The sequence below is a fragment of the Paraburkholderia sp. IMGN_8 genome (assembly GCF_038050405.1).
Classification (GTDB): Bacteria; Pseudomonadota; Gammaproteobacteria; order Burkholderiales; family Burkholderiaceae; genus Paraburkholderia.
On sequence record NZ_CP150900.1, the window covers coordinates 2,152,278 to 2,168,342 of the forward strand.

14 protein-coding genes are annotated in these 16,065 nt (G+C 61.9%); 9 read left to right on the plus strand and 5 right to left on the minus strand.

The features are described from left to right. Nucleotide 1: 1 nt before the first annotated feature. Entirely contained in the window at nucleotides 2-727 is a 726-nt protein-coding gene (locus tag WN982_RS10065) for an amino acid ABC transporter permease (RefSeq protein ID WP_341315544.1), read from the plus strand. A gap of 20 nt (nucleotides 728-747) precedes the next feature. Here WN982_RS10065 and WN982_RS10070 read toward each other — a convergent pair whose 3' ends face one another. Then, nucleotides 748-1,788 (minus strand): glycosyltransferase, encoded by a 1,041-nt coding sequence (locus tag WN982_RS10070; RefSeq protein WP_341315545.1) that lies wholly within the window; start codon nucleotides 1,786-1,788, stop codon nucleotides 748-750. Nucleotides 1,789-2,612: 824 nt separating this feature from the next. Between WN982_RS10070 and WN982_RS10075 the strand changes: the two genes are divergently transcribed. The 5 genes from WN982_RS10075 (at nucleotide 2,613) to WN982_RS10095 (ending at nucleotide 7,963) form a co-directional block, all read left to right on the plus strand. After that, nucleotides 2,613-3,698 (plus strand): ABC transporter substrate-binding protein, encoded by a 1,086-nt coding sequence (locus WN982_RS10075; RefSeq protein ID WP_341315546.1) that lies wholly within the window; start codon nucleotides 2,613-2,615, stop codon nucleotides 3,696-3,698. Between the two features lie 69 nt (nucleotides 3,699-3,767). Further along, on the plus strand, nucleotides 3,768-4,814 hold the full coding sequence (locus WN982_RS10080; RefSeq protein ID WP_341315547.1) for an aromatic ring-hydroxylating dioxygenase subunit alpha: 1,047 nt from the start codon (nucleotides 3,768-3,770) through the stop codon (nucleotides 4,812-4,814). A gap of 2 nt (nucleotides 4,815-4,816) precedes the next feature. Next, nucleotides 4,817-5,650: an ABC transporter ATP-binding protein gene (locus WN982_RS10085; protein WP_341315548.1), complete on the plus strand. Its 834-nt coding sequence runs from the start codon at nucleotides 4,817-4,819 to the stop codon at nucleotides 5,648-5,650. Between the two features lie 92 nt (nucleotides 5,651-5,742). Beyond that, nucleotides 5,743-6,504 carry an ABC transporter permease gene (locus WN982_RS10090; RefSeq protein WP_341315765.1) on the plus strand — a complete coding sequence of 254 codons (762 nt, stop codon included), beginning with the start codon at nucleotides 5,743-5,745 and terminating at the stop codon, nucleotides 6,502-6,504. 10 nt (nucleotides 6,505-6,514) lie between these two features. Continuing rightward, a complete protein-coding gene (locus WN982_RS10095) occupies nucleotides 6,515-7,963 on the plus strand; it encodes an amidohydrolase family protein (RefSeq protein WP_341315549.1) in 1,449 nt (482 codons plus the stop codon). A 28-nt stretch (nucleotides 7,964-7,991) separates the two neighbouring features. On the opposite strand, the gene WN982_RS10100 is transcribed toward WN982_RS10095, so the two are convergent. Continuing rightward, entirely contained in the window at nucleotides 7,992-8,879 is an 888-nt protein-coding gene (locus WN982_RS10100; RefSeq protein ID WP_341315550.1) for a LysR family transcriptional regulator, read from the minus strand. 102 nt (nucleotides 8,880-8,981) lie between these two features. Between WN982_RS10100 and WN982_RS10105 the strand changes: the two genes are divergently transcribed. After that, nucleotides 8,982-9,971, plus strand: a complete 990-nt coding sequence (locus WN982_RS10105; protein WP_341315766.1) for a zinc-dependent alcohol dehydrogenase family protein — start codon at nucleotides 8,982-8,984, stop codon at nucleotides 9,969-9,971. Between the two features lie 859 nt (nucleotides 9,972-10,830). On the opposite strand, the gene WN982_RS10110 is transcribed toward WN982_RS10105, so the two are convergent. Then, nucleotides 10,831-11,760 (minus strand): LysR family transcriptional regulator, encoded by a 930-nt coding sequence (locus WN982_RS10110; RefSeq protein WP_341315551.1) that lies wholly within the window; start codon nucleotides 11,758-11,760, stop codon nucleotides 10,831-10,833. A 535-nt stretch (nucleotides 11,761-12,295) separates the two neighbouring features. Here WN982_RS10110 and WN982_RS10115 point away from each other — a divergent pair. Beyond that, nucleotides 12,296-12,457, plus strand: coding sequence for a hypothetical protein (locus WN982_RS10115; RefSeq protein WP_341315552.1), 162 nt, complete (start codon nucleotides 12,296-12,298; stop codon nucleotides 12,455-12,457). A gap of 20 nt (nucleotides 12,458-12,477) precedes the next feature. On the opposite strand, the gene WN982_RS10120 is transcribed toward WN982_RS10115, so the two are convergent. Then, complete coding sequence (locus WN982_RS10120) at nucleotides 12,478-13,881, minus strand: DHA2 family efflux MFS transporter permease subunit (protein WP_341315553.1); 1,404 nt, start codon at nucleotides 13,879-13,881, stop codon at nucleotides 12,478-12,480. Nucleotides 13,882-14,027: 146 nt separating this feature from the next. Between WN982_RS10120 and WN982_RS10125 the strand changes: the two genes are divergently transcribed. Continuing rightward, on the plus strand, nucleotides 14,028-14,888 hold the full coding sequence (locus tag WN982_RS10125) for a LysR family transcriptional regulator (RefSeq protein WP_341315554.1): 861 nt from the start codon (nucleotides 14,028-14,030) through the stop codon (nucleotides 14,886-14,888). Nucleotides 14,889-14,942: 54 nt separating this feature from the next. Here WN982_RS10125 and add read toward each other — a convergent pair whose 3' ends face one another. Next, nucleotides 14,943-16,040, minus strand: a complete 1,098-nt coding sequence (add, locus tag WN982_RS10130) for an adenosine deaminase (RefSeq protein WP_341315555.1) — start codon at nucleotides 16,038-16,040, stop codon at nucleotides 14,943-14,945. Nucleotides 16,041-16,065 lie beyond the last annotated feature (25 nt).

Below are 16,065 nucleotides of genomic sequence, written 5' to 3' on the forward strand. Positions count from 1 at the left end.
CATGCAATGGTCGTTGCTCGCCAATAACCTTCCCTATCTGCTGGTCGGCGCATTTCCGCAAGGACCGCTCGGCGGTGCAGCGCTCACGCTCGTGCTCGCCTTGAGTTCCGCGCTTCTATCGGCCGTGCTCGGCGTGGCCGGGGGCATCGCGTTGGCGATGGCCGGGCGTATCGCGCGCGTGCCGTTGCTGCTCGTGATCGGCTTCTTTCGCGCGATTCCGGTGCTGATGCTGATCTTCTGGACGTACTTTCTCCTGCCGATCGTGTTCCATGTCGACGTGCCCGGCCTCGCGACGGTGGTCTGCGCGTTGTCGCTGATCGGCGGCGCCTATCTGGCGCACTCGGTGCACGCGGGCATTCGCGCGGTCGGCGACGGCCAGTGGCAGGCGGGGCTGTCGCTCGGACTCACGCGGATGCAGGCATTGCGCTACGTGTTGCTGCCGCAGGCGATGCGCATCATGGCGCCTTCGTTCGTGAATCAATGGGTATCGCTGGTGAAGGACACGTCGCTCGCGTATATCGTCGGCGTCGGCGAATTGTCGTTCGTCGCGACGCAGGTGAGCAACCGGCTGATGGTGTATCCGGCGCAGATTTTCCTGCTCGTCGGCTTCATCTACCTGGTGTTGTGCACGGCGCTCGATCGCGTCGCGACCTATGCGCTGACACGGCGAAAGCGCACCGTTCGACCGTTTGCACCTGCTGCCGTGCAGGCATTGCCTGGAGACTGACAGCAGGCGTTGCCGCACGCCTAGATGAGTTCGGAGCGATCCGTGACAGCGGTTGGGTCGACGACAGCAGCGGGCGCCGCAGCCGCCGCCCGCTGCCGCCCAGCCGTCGCCGCATGCGAGAGCATCAGCAAGTGATAGAAAAGCCGCATGTTGAAACCGTAGTTGTACGCGAACAGATGAGTGAGCGCGATCTTCAAGCCGCGCAGCGGCTCGCGATTCTTTGCGTAGACCGAAACGACGATCGGCACGAGCCGGCGCAATGCCAGTTTGCGCGACGGCTCCAGTTGCGGCGGCAGTTTCAGCGCTTTCACGAACGCATAGGCGGTGACGGTTGCCGCGATCGTCGTGCCACGCGTGCTGTGCGAAATCGAGGTCGCCGTCTTGCGATACACCGACACGTATTCGTGCAGATAGAACACCTCGTGCGCGGCGAGACAGAGTTCGGTGCCGAACACGAAATCGCAGCACATGCCGTACTCTTCCTTGTAGCTGATCCGCTTCACGAGTTCCGCGTTGGCCATCCAGCCGTTGTTCGGGAACATCTGGATCAGCCCGGTTCTGCCGGGCAGCGGCTGCAGGCCTTCCGCGTCCCTGGTGCGTCGAAACGCGGTGTTCAGGCGCGTGCTGGCGTCGAAGTCGATGGCGCCGGTGTGATCCGCCTCGTACTGATCGGCGAACGCCACTTCGAGCTGCGGATGAAGCTTCCATAGCGACACCAGTTTTTCGATGCCGTCGGTCGTGAGGAAGTCGTCGTCGTGGATCAGCAGGATCTTGTCGCCGCTCGCCCGCTTGAAAAGGCTTGCGACATTGCGCGCCTGGCCGAGAGACGGCTGGTTCCGCTCATAGCGGATGCGCGGCTCGTTCGGATAGCGCTGCGCGATCAACTGCTGGGTGCGGTCGTCCTTTGAATCGTCTCCGATCACAATCTCCAGATTGCCGTACGTCTGCGCGAGGCACGAATCGATGCACTCCGCGATCAATTCTGGCCGATTGTAGGTCGGCAGGCAGACGGAGACTTTGGGGGAGGGATGCGAGCGGGAGGAGGTTGAGAGGGTGAACAAGACCGTCTCCATTCTTATCTGTTGAGGGGCGGCAGCCGGTTCGCTTTGCGCACACATTGCTGCATGCAGCAAAATAGTGCATCACTTAGAAAAAATAATCAGTAATAATTCGGAAAAAATGTCTTCCCTCTGAAAGGGCGCCGAAGGGTGAAATGCTGCCGCTTTGCCGCCTAACCGGCAGCAAAGCCGCTTGCTTATTGATTCCGGAGCTATTTTCGACTGGCTGACGGGGCTTCGCCTTATCTGTTTTTTTCAACTCGCTAACGGTTCATCCTGGCCGCTTTTTTAACTGGACGAGCGGGGGGCGACTGATTGCACCCTCGTCGCTGCGTTCCGGCAGCTTGCTCTTCCATCGCCGCCGTGGAAGGTGCACTGGATGCACTCACGCAGTGCCGGCCCGCTTCGCGCGAGTGCAAAATCCCGGTGCATCGGCCGTCGCGTGACACCCAAAACGCTTGTATTGCCGCGTCCTATGGTGCTTCGCGGCAACTGGCACAACATTCGCTTAAAAGAAAATCAGAGTAGAAGCGGCTAGCGAGCCGGCATGAAAGTGCCGGTCATCGTGGGGCATTGCTCTTGGGGCGCATCGTGCGCCCACGTCGAAGCGATTCGGCGTTTGAACGGAACCGTCCGGTTCCGCCAACAAGGAGCGTGCGATGCAGTTGCCCCAATTTTTCACCCGACTGTTGTGCGTCCTTGCCATTGCGCGAGGCGATTTGCGTTCGTCCGCAGGTCAAGTGCTGCGCGCATGTTGCATGGGTCACGTCGACCGCTCCTTATCGCTTTGCCTTCCCACTATCCCCACGCTCACACGGAGTTCAGTCATGCGCGTTTTGCGTTTTCTTTCCCGCGTTGCCCGCATTTCCCGCGTTGCCATTGGCGGCCATTCGCTTTGTTCCTCATTCGGATGCTCATTTGGGTCCCTGGTTGGGTCACTAGTTGCTCGCACCGCGAGCGCTGCCACGATCGCCGGCGTCGCGCTGACGGCACATCTGGCTCACGCCGACGATCACGTGACGCTGCTGACCAGTTGGTACGCGCAGGCCGAACACGGTGGTTTCTATCAGGCTGTGGCGACCGGCATCTACAAGAAGTATGGGCTGGATGTCACGATCAGGATGGGTGGCCCGCAAGTGAACGGCATGCAATTGCTGGCGGGCGGCCAAGCTGACTTCCTGATGGGCTACGACTTTCAGGTGCTCTCCAGCGTCGAAGCCGGCATTCCCGTCACCACGGTTGCCGCCGCGTTCCAGTTCGACCCGCAAGGCATGATGACGCACGCTGACGTGACGAGTCTCGCGGGCCTGAAGAACAAGACGATCCTCGTCGCCGGTTCGGGCCGCACGACCTGGTGGCCTTGGCTCAAAGCGAAATACGGCTACACCGAAGCGCAAGCGCGTCCGTACACGTTCAACCTGCAACCGTTCTTTGCCGATCAGAACGTGGCGATGCAGGCGTATCCGTCGTCGGAAACTTTTCAGGCCGAGCAGGCCCACGTGAACGCGCACTTCTTCCTGTTTGCCGACGACGGTTATCCGCCGTATAACTCGACGATCGTGACGATGCGCGACACGCTCAAGAACAAGCCGGACGTGGTGGCGCGTTTCGTGAAGGCATCGATGGAAGGCTGGAAAAGCTATCTGAACGATCCTGCGCCGGCTAATGCGCTGATCAAGAAAGACAATCCGCAGATGAGCGACGCGCAACTCGCGTACGGCGTCGCGCAACTGAAGATACTCAAGCTCGTCACCGGCGGCGATGCGGCCACGCAAGGCATCGGCACGATGACCGACGCGCGTTGGAAGAAGACCTTCGATTACATGGTCGACGCGAAGCTGCTCAAGCCCGCTACCGATTATCACAGCGCCTACACGCTGCAAATCATCCAGAACGCGAAGGTCATGCCCTAAGGGTTGCCATTAATGCATGCAGCGCATGCGCCACACGAATGCTTGGACGCTTGAAGAAGGAGTTTCTCCATGCTGGTCACCCGTCAAAAAATCTTGCGCCGCTTCTGGTACGCAATCATGCCGATGACGCAACTCGATGCCGGCCCGCAGCCGTTCACCTTGCTCGGTGAGCCGATCGTGCTGTGGAAGGGCGCAGGCGGCAAGCCGCACGCGTTGCGCGATCGCTGCTGCCATCGCACGGCGAAACTGTCGAAGGGTTTTGTCGATCGCGACGGCAATATCGCCTGCGGTTATCACGGCTGGACCTACGACTGCTCCGGTCAATGCGTGAAGATTCCGCAGAACGACGGCAGCGCAATTCCGTCGCGCGCGATCGTGCCGTCGTATCGCTGCGAGGAACGCTATGGCTACGCGTGGGTCGCGCTCGACGATCCGTTGCAACCGATTCCCGAGTTTCCCGAAGACGGCGCGCCCGGTTATCGCCGCATCCTGCAGTTCTATGAGCGCTGGCAAACGAGCCCGCTGCGGATGATGGAAAACTCGTTCGACAACTCGCACTTCAGCTTCGTGCACAAAGCCAACTTCGGTCTGTTCGACAATCCGAAACCGTCGAAATATGAATTCCGTCCGCACGAATGGGGCTTTGAGGCCGAGACCCATGTGCCGGTGCGTAATCCGCCGGCCAGCTATCGCATCACCGGTACGACCGAGGAAGTCACAGAGCGTCATCTGATCAACCGCTGGTTCATGCCGTTCGCGCGCCGCTTCGGTTGCGTGTATCCGGCGAGCGGCATCCATCACATTATCTACAACTGCGCGACGCCGATCGACGATCGCACGCTGATGCTGTCGCAGTGGCTCTATCGCAACGACACCGAAGACGCGTGTTCGACGCGGGAGCTGATCGACTGGGATCGGCCGATCACCGACGAAGACCGCGACATTCTCGAAGCCACCGACTATGACGCATGCATCGACGTGCGCCGCCAGCAGGAGTGTCATATGGAATCGGATCAGCCGGGTTTGCTGATGCGCCGCATGTTGCTGAAGCTGTTGAACGACAACGGCGAAGCCGAGATATTTCGCGAAGTGTTCCCCATCCAAACGGAGGAGTAGTCATGGCGCCGGCTGAAACCTGTTCCGCTAACGCTCCAGCATCGTTGCTGTCGGTGCAGCGCGTCGATAAGCGCTATCCGAACGGCACGGTCGCGCTCGAAGACGTGCGCCTCGCGATCGGGCCGGGCGAGTTCATCTCGCTGCTCGGGCCGTCCGGTTGCGGCAAGAGCACCTTGCTGAAGATGTTCGCCGGCATCGAAACGCCGACGCACGGTCATATGCGCTGGTGGGGGCAACCGTTCGACACGGTCGGCTCGAAAGGGCGGCGCATGTCGATGGTGTTTCAGGAGGCCACGCTGATGCCATGGGCGACGGTCGCCGACAACGTCCGCTTGCCGCTCGACCTCGCCCATGTATCGCGCCACGAAGCGGACGCGCGCGTGGCCGAGGCGCTGGAAGGCGTGGGCCTCGCGAAGTTCGGCAAGGTGTTGCCGCGCGAGTTGTCGGGCGGTATGCAGATGCGCGTGTCGTTGGCGCGCGCGCTTGTCACCGAGCCCGATCTGCTGCTGCTCGACGAGCCCTTCGGCGCACTCGACGAATTCACCCGCAACCGCCTCGACAGCGACTTGCGCGCGCTGTGGCAGCGGCGCGGTATGACGGTGGTGTTCGTCACGCACAGCATTTACGAAGCGGTCTATCTGTCGAGCCGGGTGGTCGTGATGCAGGCGCGGCCGGGCCGCGTCATCGCCGAAGTACCGATCGACGCTCCGCTCGAACGCGACGATGCGTACCGCGTCAGCGTGCCCTTCATGCAGCATTGCAACACGCTTTCCGAGCTGATTGCCGGTGCGCACCGTGCGTCGTTTGAGAACGAAGAAACAGGAGTGCAATCATGACAGGCGAAGTGCTTGCGGGTCATTCGGCCAACACCCAGCGGAGCGCGTCGGCAGCGAAGCCCGCGCGCCGACCGTGGTTGCAACGTCCGGGCATGACGAAGGCGATTGCGCCGTGGGTCGTCGGCGTGATCGTGCTGGCGTTATGGCAGGGCTGGTGCGTGTTGTTCAAGGTGCCGGCGTATCTGGTGCCGTCGCCGTCGGCGATTGTCAGCGAACTGGTTCAGGACGCGCCCTTGCTGTTCGGCAGTTTGCTCGCTACGTTGAAGATCACGTTGCTGGCGTTCGCACTTGCCACTGCCCTCGGCGTCGTGATCGCCTTGCTGTTCGTGCAGAGTCCGCTGATCGAGGCGAGTCTGTTTCCGTATGCGATCCTGTTGCAGGTCACGCCGGTCGTTGCGATTGCGCCGCTGATCATCATCTGGGTCAAGGACATGAACGTCGCGCTGGTGTTGTGTGCCACGCTCGTCGCATTGTTCCCGATCATCTCGAACACGGCGCTCGGTTTGCGCAGCGTGAATCCTGGCCTCATCAACCTGTTCAAGATCAACCGTGCGACCCGCTGGCAGACTTTGCTGCGTTTGCGGATTCCGAGCGCGTTGCCGTATTTCTTCGGTGGTTTGCGGATTTCCAGTGGCCTGTCGCTGATCGGCGCGGTGGTGGCGGAGTTCGTCGCGGGGACGGGCGGCAGTGGTGCGGGATTGGCTTATCAGATTTTGCAAGCCGGATTCCAGTTGAATATTCCACGGCTGTTTGCGGCCCTGCTGCTGATTACCGTGACGGGCGTCGTACTGTTCGCCATCACGGCGTGGGTGTTGCGCATCGGTTTGCGCGGCTGGCACGATAGCCAACTTTGATCTTGCTCTCATGACTACCTCCAACACGAAGCTTTCCACGCTGATCCGCAACGCGGCCGTCATCATGACCGGCGGTCGTGGTTCGACTGACGATCCAGCGCGCGTGAATGGCCCCGACATTCGCATTGTCGGCGATACGATCGACGCGATCGGCGCGTTGAGTCCGCGGCCAGGCGAAGCGATCGTGGACGCCACCGATTGCGTGATCTACCCGGCGTGGGTCAACACCCATCACCATCTGTTCCAGTCGCTGCTCAAGGGTGACACAGCCGGTCTCGACGCAACGCTCACGCTGTGGCTCGCCGCGACGCCGTATCGTTTTCGCGCGCTATTCGACGAGCGGCGCTTCAGGCTCGCGGCGCGCATCGGCCTGATCGAGTTGGCGCGCTCGGGTTGTGCGACGGTGGCCGATCACAACTACGTCTACTACCCGGACATGCCGTTCGACAGCTCGGCGATCCTGTTCGAAGAGGCGGAAAAGCTCGGCTTGCGTTTCGTGCTGCTGCGCGGCGGCGCCACGCAAACGCGGCAACTCGAAGCCGAATTGCCGACGGCATTGCGGCCAGAAACACTGGATGCGTATGTCGCCGATATCGAACGGCTCGCGGGCGAATACCACGACGCATCGCCGCGCGCGATGCAGCGCGTCGTGATGGCGCCGACCACCGTGCTGTATTCGATCTCGCCCGCGGAGATGCGAGAGACGGCGGCGGTGGCGCGCCGGCTCGGTCTGCGTCTGCACAGCCATTTGTCGGAGACGGTCGGCTATCAGGACAGCGCGTATTCGATGTACCGGCAGTCGCCGGTCGCCTTTTGCGGCGAGCACGACTGGCTCGGCAAAGACGTCTGGTACGCGCATCTGGTCAAAGTCGACGCCGACGAAATCGCGATGCTCGCGCAAACGGGCACGGGCGTCGCGCATTGTCCGCAGAGCAACGGGCGGCTGGGCAGCGGCATCTGTCCGGTGCGCGAGATGGCGGACGCGGGCGTGCCGGTGTCGATCGGCGTCGATGGCGCGGCGTCGAACGAAGCGGCCGACATGATCTCCGAAGTCCACATGACGTGGCTTGCGCAACGCGCGCGGCTCGGGATGATGGCGCAGCCTAAGTTCCGCGGCGGCAGCTTCGAAGGCGGGGCGAATGCGGCGAGCATCGCCGATGTGATTCACTGGGGCACGGGGGGCGGTGCGCGGATCATGGGGCTGGACGAAGTCGGCAAGATTGCGCCGGGCTATGCGGCGGACCTGGCGATCTACCGGCTCGACGATCCGCGGTACTTCGGTTTGCACGATCCGGCGATCGGGCCGGTGGCGTCGGGCGGCAGGCCGTCACTGGCGGCGCTGTTTTCGGCGGGCAAGCGTGTTGTCACCGACGACCAGGTCAACGGCGTCGATCTGAAGGAGTTAGGCCATGAGGCGAGGGCGGCGGTGCGTGAACTGCTCGCCGAGGTGGCTGGCTGAACGCACGCGCGGTGGGCGGCTGGCACATTCAACCGAACGTCGCCACGACGAAATCGATGAAGCTGCGCAACTTGGGTGTCGATTTCCGATCGGGCGAGAACAGGATATGCATCGGCCGCGACGGCGATTCATAGCCCGGCAGCACTTGCACGAGCCGGCCGCTGGCAAGGTCTTGATCGAGCATCTCGCGCGGCTGTTGAATGATGCCGAGGCCTGCCAGCGCCGCGCTGCGCAGCGCCTGGCCGTTGTTGATCGAAAAGCGGCTTGTCACTCGCACGGTGTGCAGTCCTCGCGCGTCCGTGAACTCCCATTCGCGCACCGGCGGGCGCGCCCAGTATGCAAAACCCAGGCATTCGTGTTCGACGAGATCCGCGGGTCGCACAGGCGTACCACGTTCTTCCAGATAAGCGGGCGACGCGCACGCCACCAGCCGGTACGGCGCGAGCGAACGTGCGATCAGCCGCGAGTCCGGCACCGGCGCAATCCGCACCACCGCGTCGAACCCTTCGTCGACCAGATCGACGATGCGGTCGCTCAGCGTCAGATCGATATCGACTTCCGGATACTGCTTCATATACCGCGCGAGGGCCGGCGTGAGACTGTGCGCACCGAAGCTTACCGGCGCGTTGACTTTCAGCGTGCCGCGCGGCGCTGCCTGCAAATTGGCCGCCAGTGCTTCCGCCGCGTCCGCTTCCGCCAGCACCGCCTTGCTGCGCTCGTAGAAGGCACTGCCCGCTTCGGTCAGGCTTTGACGGCGCGTGGTGCGGTCGATGAGCCGCATGCCGTAGCGCGCTTCGAGAAAGCGGATGTGCTTGCCGACCATCTGCGACGAAAGCCCTAATGCCGCCGCCGCGGCGGCGAACGAGCCGGTTTCGGCCGCTTTGACGAACACCGCCATGCTGGTAAGTCGATCCATGATTGGAAACCAGATGTTTTGATAGATGGATCAAAAGCGTGATTTATCGCCGTAATGGTTCGAATTATAGTGAGTTCCTACCTGACCTGTTGGAGAGTGAGCATGCCGCGCATCGTACGAATTCATGAAAACGGTGGCCCTGAGGTGCTGAGGATCGAAGACGTGGAGGTCCCGCCGCCTGGTCCGGGTGAGATTGCGTTGCAGGTCAAGGCGCTCGGCCTGAACCGCGCTGAATCCATGTTCCGTTCGGGGCACTACGTTGAGAGCCCGGTGTTTCCGGCGCGCCTTGGCTACGAAGCGGCCGGGATAGTGAGCGCGCTTGGCGCCGGGGTGACGAACGTGGCGGTCGGCGACCACGTGAGTGTCATTCCGCCTTTGTCGATCACGCGGTGGGGCATGTACGGCGATGTCGCGACCGTGCCGGCCGAGATGGCGGTGAAGCATCCGGCGTCGCTGAGTTGGACTGATGCCGCGGCGATCTGGATGCAGTATGTGACGGCATGGGGCGCGCTGATCGACATAGCGAAACTACGAGCGGGCGATGCGGTGATCATCACCGCGGCCTCGAGCAGTGTTGGGTTGGCGGCGATCCAGATCGCGAAGATGGTCGGGGCGACTTCCATTGCGACGACGCGGACGCGGGCCAAACAGGATGCTTTGTTGGCCGTCGGTGCGGATTATGTGATTGCTACTGCTGAAGAGGATTTAGTTGCGCGAGTGCGTGAGATTACGGGCGGCAAGGGCGCCCGGGTTGCGTTTGATCCGGTTGTTGGGGCTACGTTTGCCCAGCTTGCCGAGGCGATGGGCGAAGGTGGGATTCTGTTTGAGTATGGCGCGCTGAGCGCCGAGCCGGCGGCGTTTCCGCTTTTTCCGATTCTTTCGAAGGAGTTGACCGTTCACGGTTACCAGTACAAGCAGATCGTACGGGATCCTGAACGACTTGCCAGGGCCAGGAGGTTTGTGCTCGATGGACTCGCGTCTGGGGGGCTGGCGCCCGTGGTTGATAAGGTTTTTTCGCTTGATCAGATTGTTGAGGCTCATCGGTATCTTGAGTCTAATCAGCAGTTTGGCAAGGTTGTCGTAACGGTTTGATGGTTTTTTTGCCTGCGCGGCGCTATGGTTGTTGCGCCTGCGGCGTTGGCCTTTCCTTGATTTGATATTGGTTTATTAGCGTTCCCCCTGTGCGGGGGGCACCTACTTTTCTTTGCCTGCCGCAAAGAAAAGTAGGCAAAAGAAAGCGGCTCAAACCGCTAGTTCTTAAGCGGGTCTCCTGGCTTGGAGGGGGCAGTGGAGCATCTGGAATCGGTGTTCTCGCGCATTCAACGTGAGTGACAAGGCAGTCATACTTCCGGCGGCGCTGCGCGCGCCGCAGCGGTACTTCTCAAAACCGATTGAGTGTACGCGCTTCCGGCATCATTTATCCCACTCTGCACTACGTGCGTCGCGGATGGGTATGCTAGTAAAACCAGTTGGCGATTCTTTATCGGTGTGGGAGCCATCGGCTTCACCTCGGCGAAGTGCCGAAGTTTTGGAGTGCGAGCGACCATACGGGCGAAACTTCGACGTTGAAACTGGCTGACGGTTTTGTGAAGTACCGCCGAACGCCAAAACCGCCTGGCGGTTTGACGAAGTACCGCCACGGCGCGCGCAGCGCCGCCGGAAGTATGACTGCCTTGTCACCAGCGCGGAGTGTGCGAGAACACCGATTCCAGATGCTCCACTACCTCCTCCAAGCCAGGAGACCCGCTTAAGAACTGGCGGTTTGAGCCGCTTTCTTTTGCCTACTTTTCTTTGCGGCCGGCAAAGAAAAGTAGGTGCCCCCCGCACAGGGGGAACGCTAATAAACCAATAAGAAAACAAGGAAGGGCCAACGCCGCAGGCACACAGACAGAAAGCGCCACACAGGCAAAAAAACCAAACCAAATCCCAATGCCATAGGCAAACAACCACTTCAAGCCACCGCTTCCCGCCCAGCACCTCCAGTCAACGAAACAATAAAATCAAAAAACGCACGAACCTTAGCCGGCGGATGATGCCGCGAAGGATAAAGCGCATACAGCGGATAAACCTCATCCCCCCAGTCGGGAAACAACTCAACCATCTTCCCATTGGCAAGCAACGACTCCGCCCCCAGCGCAAGAATCTGCGCGACGCCTTGCCCGGCAACACACACACTATGCAAAGTACCGACATCATTCACCGTAAGCCGCCCCTGCGGGGCAATCACAATCTTCTTGCGGCCGCGATGAAACTCCCAGCTAAACGGATAACCGGTCAGCGGATCACGAAACTTGATACACACATGCTTGCCGTTTTCGAGTTCGGCTGGGCTCGACGGATGTCCATGCTTCTTCAGATATGACGGCGCGGCAACGGTCAAAATCCGCGTGTCGAGAAGCTTGCGCGCGATCAGCGTCGAAACCGGCGGGTCGCCGAAACGAACAGCGAGGTCGAAACCGTCAGCAACCATATCGCCCAATTGATCGCGCGTGATCAACTCGAGTTGCAGATCAGGATGCTTGTCGATAAAGCCGCCCAGCCGCGGGCCCAGCACGAGGCGCGAAAAGAACGGGTCCATGTTCACGCGCAAACGTCCGTGAACCGCAGTCGCGCCTCGCGCCGCCGATGCCGCCGCTTCCTCCAGGCCGCCGAGCAGCGGCACGATCTGTTCGTAGAAGCGCCGGCCCTCGTCGGTCAGCATAACCGAGCGCGTGGTGCGGTCGAATAGCCGGATGCCCAGGCGCGCTTCGAGTCGCGCGACCGAGCGGCTTACGCCGGACTGCGACATATCAAGTGCTTCGCCCGCCGCCGCAAAACTGCCGCTGTCGACGATCGCCGTCAACACGCCCATGCCGTTCAGCATTCGCTCGTCAAATGGCATGGTGGTATGCCCTTATGTTGGATTCCATGCGTCACATGCTAACGCGAAAGCGCGTTTTAACGTAGGGCATAGCGTCGCCAAAAGCCATCCAGAAGGCTTGATAGATGACGCGCCGTCATGAGCGGATTGACAGCCACGTTATCGCGTCAGGCGCCCAGTTGGCGCTAATCTGAGTGAATTCGCCGGATGCACGATTCAATGCGGTTCTCGCCATGCGTCAGGCATATTTCTACTGATCACTGGAGAACGTTGTCATGTCCCGCATCTTTATTACCGGTTCCGCCGATGGACTCGGCCAGATGGCCGCGCGCCTCCTGATCGACGCCGGACATCAAGTGGTATTGCATGGGTGAAGCGCCACGCGCGCCCACGACGCAATGAAGGCCGTACCGGACGCGGAAACTGCTGTAGCAGGCGATCTGTCCAGTATTGCGGCAACGGTCGCGCTAGCGGAACAGGTGAACCGGCTCGGCCGCTTCGACGCCGTGATGCATAACGCGGCGGTCGGCTATCGCGATCCGCGCCGAAAACCCGGGTGTGGCTCACGGTCAGCGATGAACCGGCGGCCACCGTCAGCGGTGGATATTTCTATCACATGGAACCGCGCGAGCCGCATTCGGCCGTGTATGACGTCGCCGTGCAAGACCGTTTGATCGAAGCCTGCAAGCGATTTTCCGGCATCCGCTTGCCGGACTGAGAAAGCCGCCTCGCAGGTATTCAGCGGCCCGCGCCCTGTGCCGCAGGCGAGCGCGCCGTGCTGGTGGCCGGCGCTTCTTCGTCGAGATGACGAAACACCCACGCCGACACCAGCGTAATCACGCCGACGCAAACGAAACTCAAGCGAAAGCCGAGCGCGGCCGAACCCCATTGCGCGGAAAACAGATTCACCAGTGCGCCGCTGATCGATACGCCCAGTCCCATCGCCAGCATCTGGACCATGGAAAACAGACTGTTGCCGCTTCCGGCGTCTTCATGCGAAAGGCCTTTGAGCGTGACGCTGTTCATCGCCGCGAACTGCATCGAGGCGGCCGCGCCGAACACCATCAGAATCGCGATTTCGACCACGACCGGCGTGCCGCGCGAAATCAGCGCGAACGCGACGATCGACGCGCCCACGATCACCGTGTTGACGAGCAAAAACGTGTCGTAGCCATAGCGGCGCACGAGCGGCGCAATCCAGCGTTTCGCGACGGCGCCGGCCAGCGCGGCGGGCAGCATCATCAAGCCGGAATGGAGCGGCGTATAGCCCAGTTGCAACTGCATCAGTAACGGCAGCAGGAACGGCACGGCGCTCGCGCCGATACGGCACAGCAGATTACCGATCAGCCCCACGCTGAAGTTCGGCTCGCTGAAGAGCGCAAGTTTGAAGAGCGGGTTGCGGCGGCGCCGTGCGTGCGGAATGTAAGCGAGGGCGCTGACGACCGCGAGCGCAAAGAGGCCCGCCGACCATGCCGCCCGATGGATCTCTACCGGCGCATCCACCGCTAGCGAAAACGCGATCATGCACAGCGACAGCAGCCCACAGCCGGCGAAGTCGAACGGCGGCGCCTCAGTGGTCCCATGCTGCGGCAAAAACCGCTGTACCGCATACAGGCCGACCACGCCGATCGGCACATTGATCAGAAAGATCCAATGCCAGCTGATCGCTTGAACGAACCAGCCGCCGAGCGTCGGTCCGACAATCGGCCCGAGTTGACCGGAAACCGAAATGAAAGCCAGCGCCGATACGTATTGCTCGCTGGAAACGCTGCGCAGTACCGCGAGCCGTCCTATCGGCAGCAGCATCGAACCGCCCAGGCCTTGCAGCACTCGCGCCATGACCAGTTGACCGAGCGTATGCGCGCTCGCGCAGCAGATCGAACCGAGCACGAACACGAGGATCGCCGCGAAATAGACACGCCGCGTGCCGAAGCGGTCGGCGAGCCAGCCAGAGGCGGGTGTGAGCATCGCCATGGTCAGCGTGTAGGCAACCACGATCGGCTGCATCGCGAGCGGCGGGACGTGCAGGCTGTTCGCAACCGACGGCAACGCGGTGTTGACGATCGTCGTGTCGAGCGCCTGCATGAAGAAGCCGGCGGCGACGATCCAGAGCAACGCGGTGTGGGAGGAATCCTTGGTCATTGGGAGGGCGAGGGTACGGCGTGAGGCCGTGCCCCGGGCAATCGTTCGGGGATTCCGTCATCTTATTGACATCATGGTCAATCGGGAACCCCACTAGGGATGCTGACTGTTATCGACTTTGCCGATAACCAGGGCGACAATGGCGCATGCTCAATCCCATCTGGCTTAAGACCTTCGCGACGGTGGCCGGCTGCCATAGCTTTACCGAGGCAGGGCGGCAGCTCGAACTGACGCAGTCGAGCGTCAGCGAACACATTCGCCGGCTCGAACAGAGCGTCGGCCGGCGGTTGTTCGTGCGCGATACCCACTCACTTGCCATGACACCGGACGGCGAGGCCATGCTCGCGCACGCCAGCGTGATCCTGCAGGCGCTGGCGCGGGCCGAATCGCAGTTTCGCGCGCCGCGTCTGAAGGGGCGAGTGCGGCTCGGCTCGTCGGACGATGTCGCGCTCGGGCCGCTGCCGACCGTGCTGGCGGCGTTTCGCGACGCGCATCCCGATGTCGAGCTGGAAATCACCATCGGCATGACCGGCAGGTTGTACGAATTGCTGGACGCGGGGTCGATCGATCTGCTGGTCGGCAAGCGCCGTCTGGGCGACCGCCGCGGCGTGCCGCTGTTCACCGGGCGGCTGGAGTGGCTGGCGCGAATCGGCACGCGTGTCGACCTGACGCAGCCGCTGCCGCTGATTCTGGTCGCCGAGCCGAGCGTGACGCGGGCGGTCGTGCTCGATGCTCTCGCCGAAGCCGGCTTTAGCTGGCAGGTGGTGTGCACCAGCAGCAGTCACGCGGGCTGCATCGCGGCCGCCCGCGGTGGGCTGGGGATCACGGTGCGCCCGCAGTATCTCGCCGCGCGCGGCCTCGCGCCACCGCTGAACGCCGCCAGTCTGCCGACGCTGCCATCGGTGGAATTCATCGCGCTGGCGGCCAAACGGCTCAGCCGTCCGGCGGGCACGTTGCTGCAACTGCTGCACGACAGCGATCTGCGCGGTTCGTGGATCGGCGAGTAGCAGGGCGCTCACCTATGGCGTTGCCGCGGGCCGTTACCGCAGGCTTTCGGCAACTTAATCCGCCAACTTCGCTGCCAGCGCATCGAATTCCGCGTCCCACGCCGCGCGCCATGTGTTGCGTGTGGCTTCATCGATCCACGCACCGTCGATACCGTTCAACATGAACTGCCGCAATTCGGCGGTGCTGAAGCCGAAGTGGCTATACATCAACTGCCAGGCTTCGCTCGGCGTCACTTTGTGCAGCGTCGGGTCGTCGGTGTTCGGATGGATTTTCAGGCCGAGTCCCGGCATGAGCCGCAACGGATGCTGTTCGGCCCAGTCTTGCGGCGCGAGCGTGCGCAGGTAGTACGAATTAGTCGGCACCACGGTGAACACGATGCCGCGCTCGGCGTATTGCGCGGCCAACTGCGGATTGTCGACGATCGTATAGCCGTGGTCGATCCGGTCGCATTGCAGCAGATCGACGGCGGTCTCGACATTGCGCCACGGCATGCCGAATTCGCCTGCATGCGCGGTGGTTTTGAAGCCCGCGTGGCGGGCGTTGCGATACGCCTTCCAGAACAACTCAGGCGGCCGGTTGTTTTCGCGGTAGTCGATGCCGAGCCCCACCACTTCATTCGCACGGTGCGCGCTCATCCAGTCGACCAGCGCGACCGCTTCGTCGGGATCGGCTTCGCGGTCGATGCTCGGAATCAGCCGCGCGCTGATGCCGAAGTCGCGCGCGGCGTCGCGAATCGCGGCAACGATCGCCGCTTGCGCATCGGCGTACGGAATCTTCGACACACGCACCGTACCAGTAGGATTCCAGAAGAATTCGCTATGGCGAACTTGATGCACCGATGCATCGGCGAGGTATTCGTAGGCGATGCGATGCAGGTCGTCGGCTTGCGTCAGCAAATGTTCGTCGAGCGCGCGCAGCACGCGCAGCACGCCGACCGGTTTTTCACCGCGCGTATAGAACGCGTCGATCTCTTCACGTGTGATCGGCGCGTTGCTTTTTTCCGCCAGCGCAATGAAGGTGTCATGACGCACCGCGCCGAGCAGATGGCAATGCAGTTCCACCTTCGGGAGGGCGGTGAAAAACGCGCGATGCGCGTCGGTCAGCGTGATGCCGGTGCGCGATGCCGGCACCTTGCCAGATGTCTCTTTCATGTCGGTATGGTTGTCGGTAAAGCTC

What these genes read in the sequence shown, in the direction of transcription:
- WN982_RS10065 (WP_341315544.1), top strand. Translation starts at nt 2, where the DNA reads ATGCAATGGTCGTTGCTCGCCAATAACCTTCCCTATCTGCTGGTCGGC.
- WN982_RS10075 (WP_341315546.1), top strand. Translation starts at nt 2,613, where the DNA reads ATGCGCGTTTTGCGTTTTCTTTCCCGCGTTGCCCGCATTTCCCGCGTT.
- WN982_RS10080 (WP_341315547.1), top strand. Translation starts at nt 3,768, where the DNA reads ATGCTGGTCACCCGTCAAAAAATCTTGCGCCGCTTCTGGTACGCAATC.
- WN982_RS10085 (WP_341315548.1), top strand. Translation starts at nt 4,817, where the DNA reads ATGGCGCCGGCTGAAACCTGTTCCGCTAACGCTCCAGCATCGTTGCTG.
- WN982_RS10090 (WP_341315765.1), top strand. Translation starts at nt 5,743, where the DNA reads ATGACGAAGGCGATTGCGCCGTGGGTCGTCGGCGTGATCGTGCTGGCG.
- WN982_RS10095 (WP_341315549.1), top strand. Translation starts at nt 6,515, where the DNA reads ATGACTACCTCCAACACGAAGCTTTCCACGCTGATCCGCAACGCGGCC.
- WN982_RS10100 (WP_341315550.1), bottom strand. Translation starts at nt 8,879, where the DNA reads ATGGATCGACTTACCAGCATGGCGGTGTTCGTCAAAGCGGCCGAAACC.
- WN982_RS10105 (WP_341315766.1), top strand. Translation starts at nt 8,982, where the DNA reads ATGCCGCGCATCGTACGAATTCATGAAAACGGTGGCCCTGAGGTGCTG.
- WN982_RS10110 (WP_341315551.1), bottom strand. Translation starts at nt 11,760, where the DNA reads ATGCCATTTGACGAGCGAATGCTGAACGGCATGGGCGTGTTGACGGCG.
- WN982_RS10120 (WP_341315553.1), bottom strand. Translation starts at nt 13,881, where the DNA reads ATGACCAAGGATTCCTCCCACACCGCGTTGCTCTGGATCGTCGCCGCC.
- WN982_RS10125 (WP_341315554.1), top strand. Translation starts at nt 14,028, where the DNA reads ATGCTCAATCCCATCTGGCTTAAGACCTTCGCGACGGTGGCCGGCTGC.
- add (WP_341315555.1), bottom strand. Translation starts at nt 16,040, where the DNA reads ATGAAAGAGACATCTGGCAAGGTGCCGGCATCGCGCACCGGCATCACG.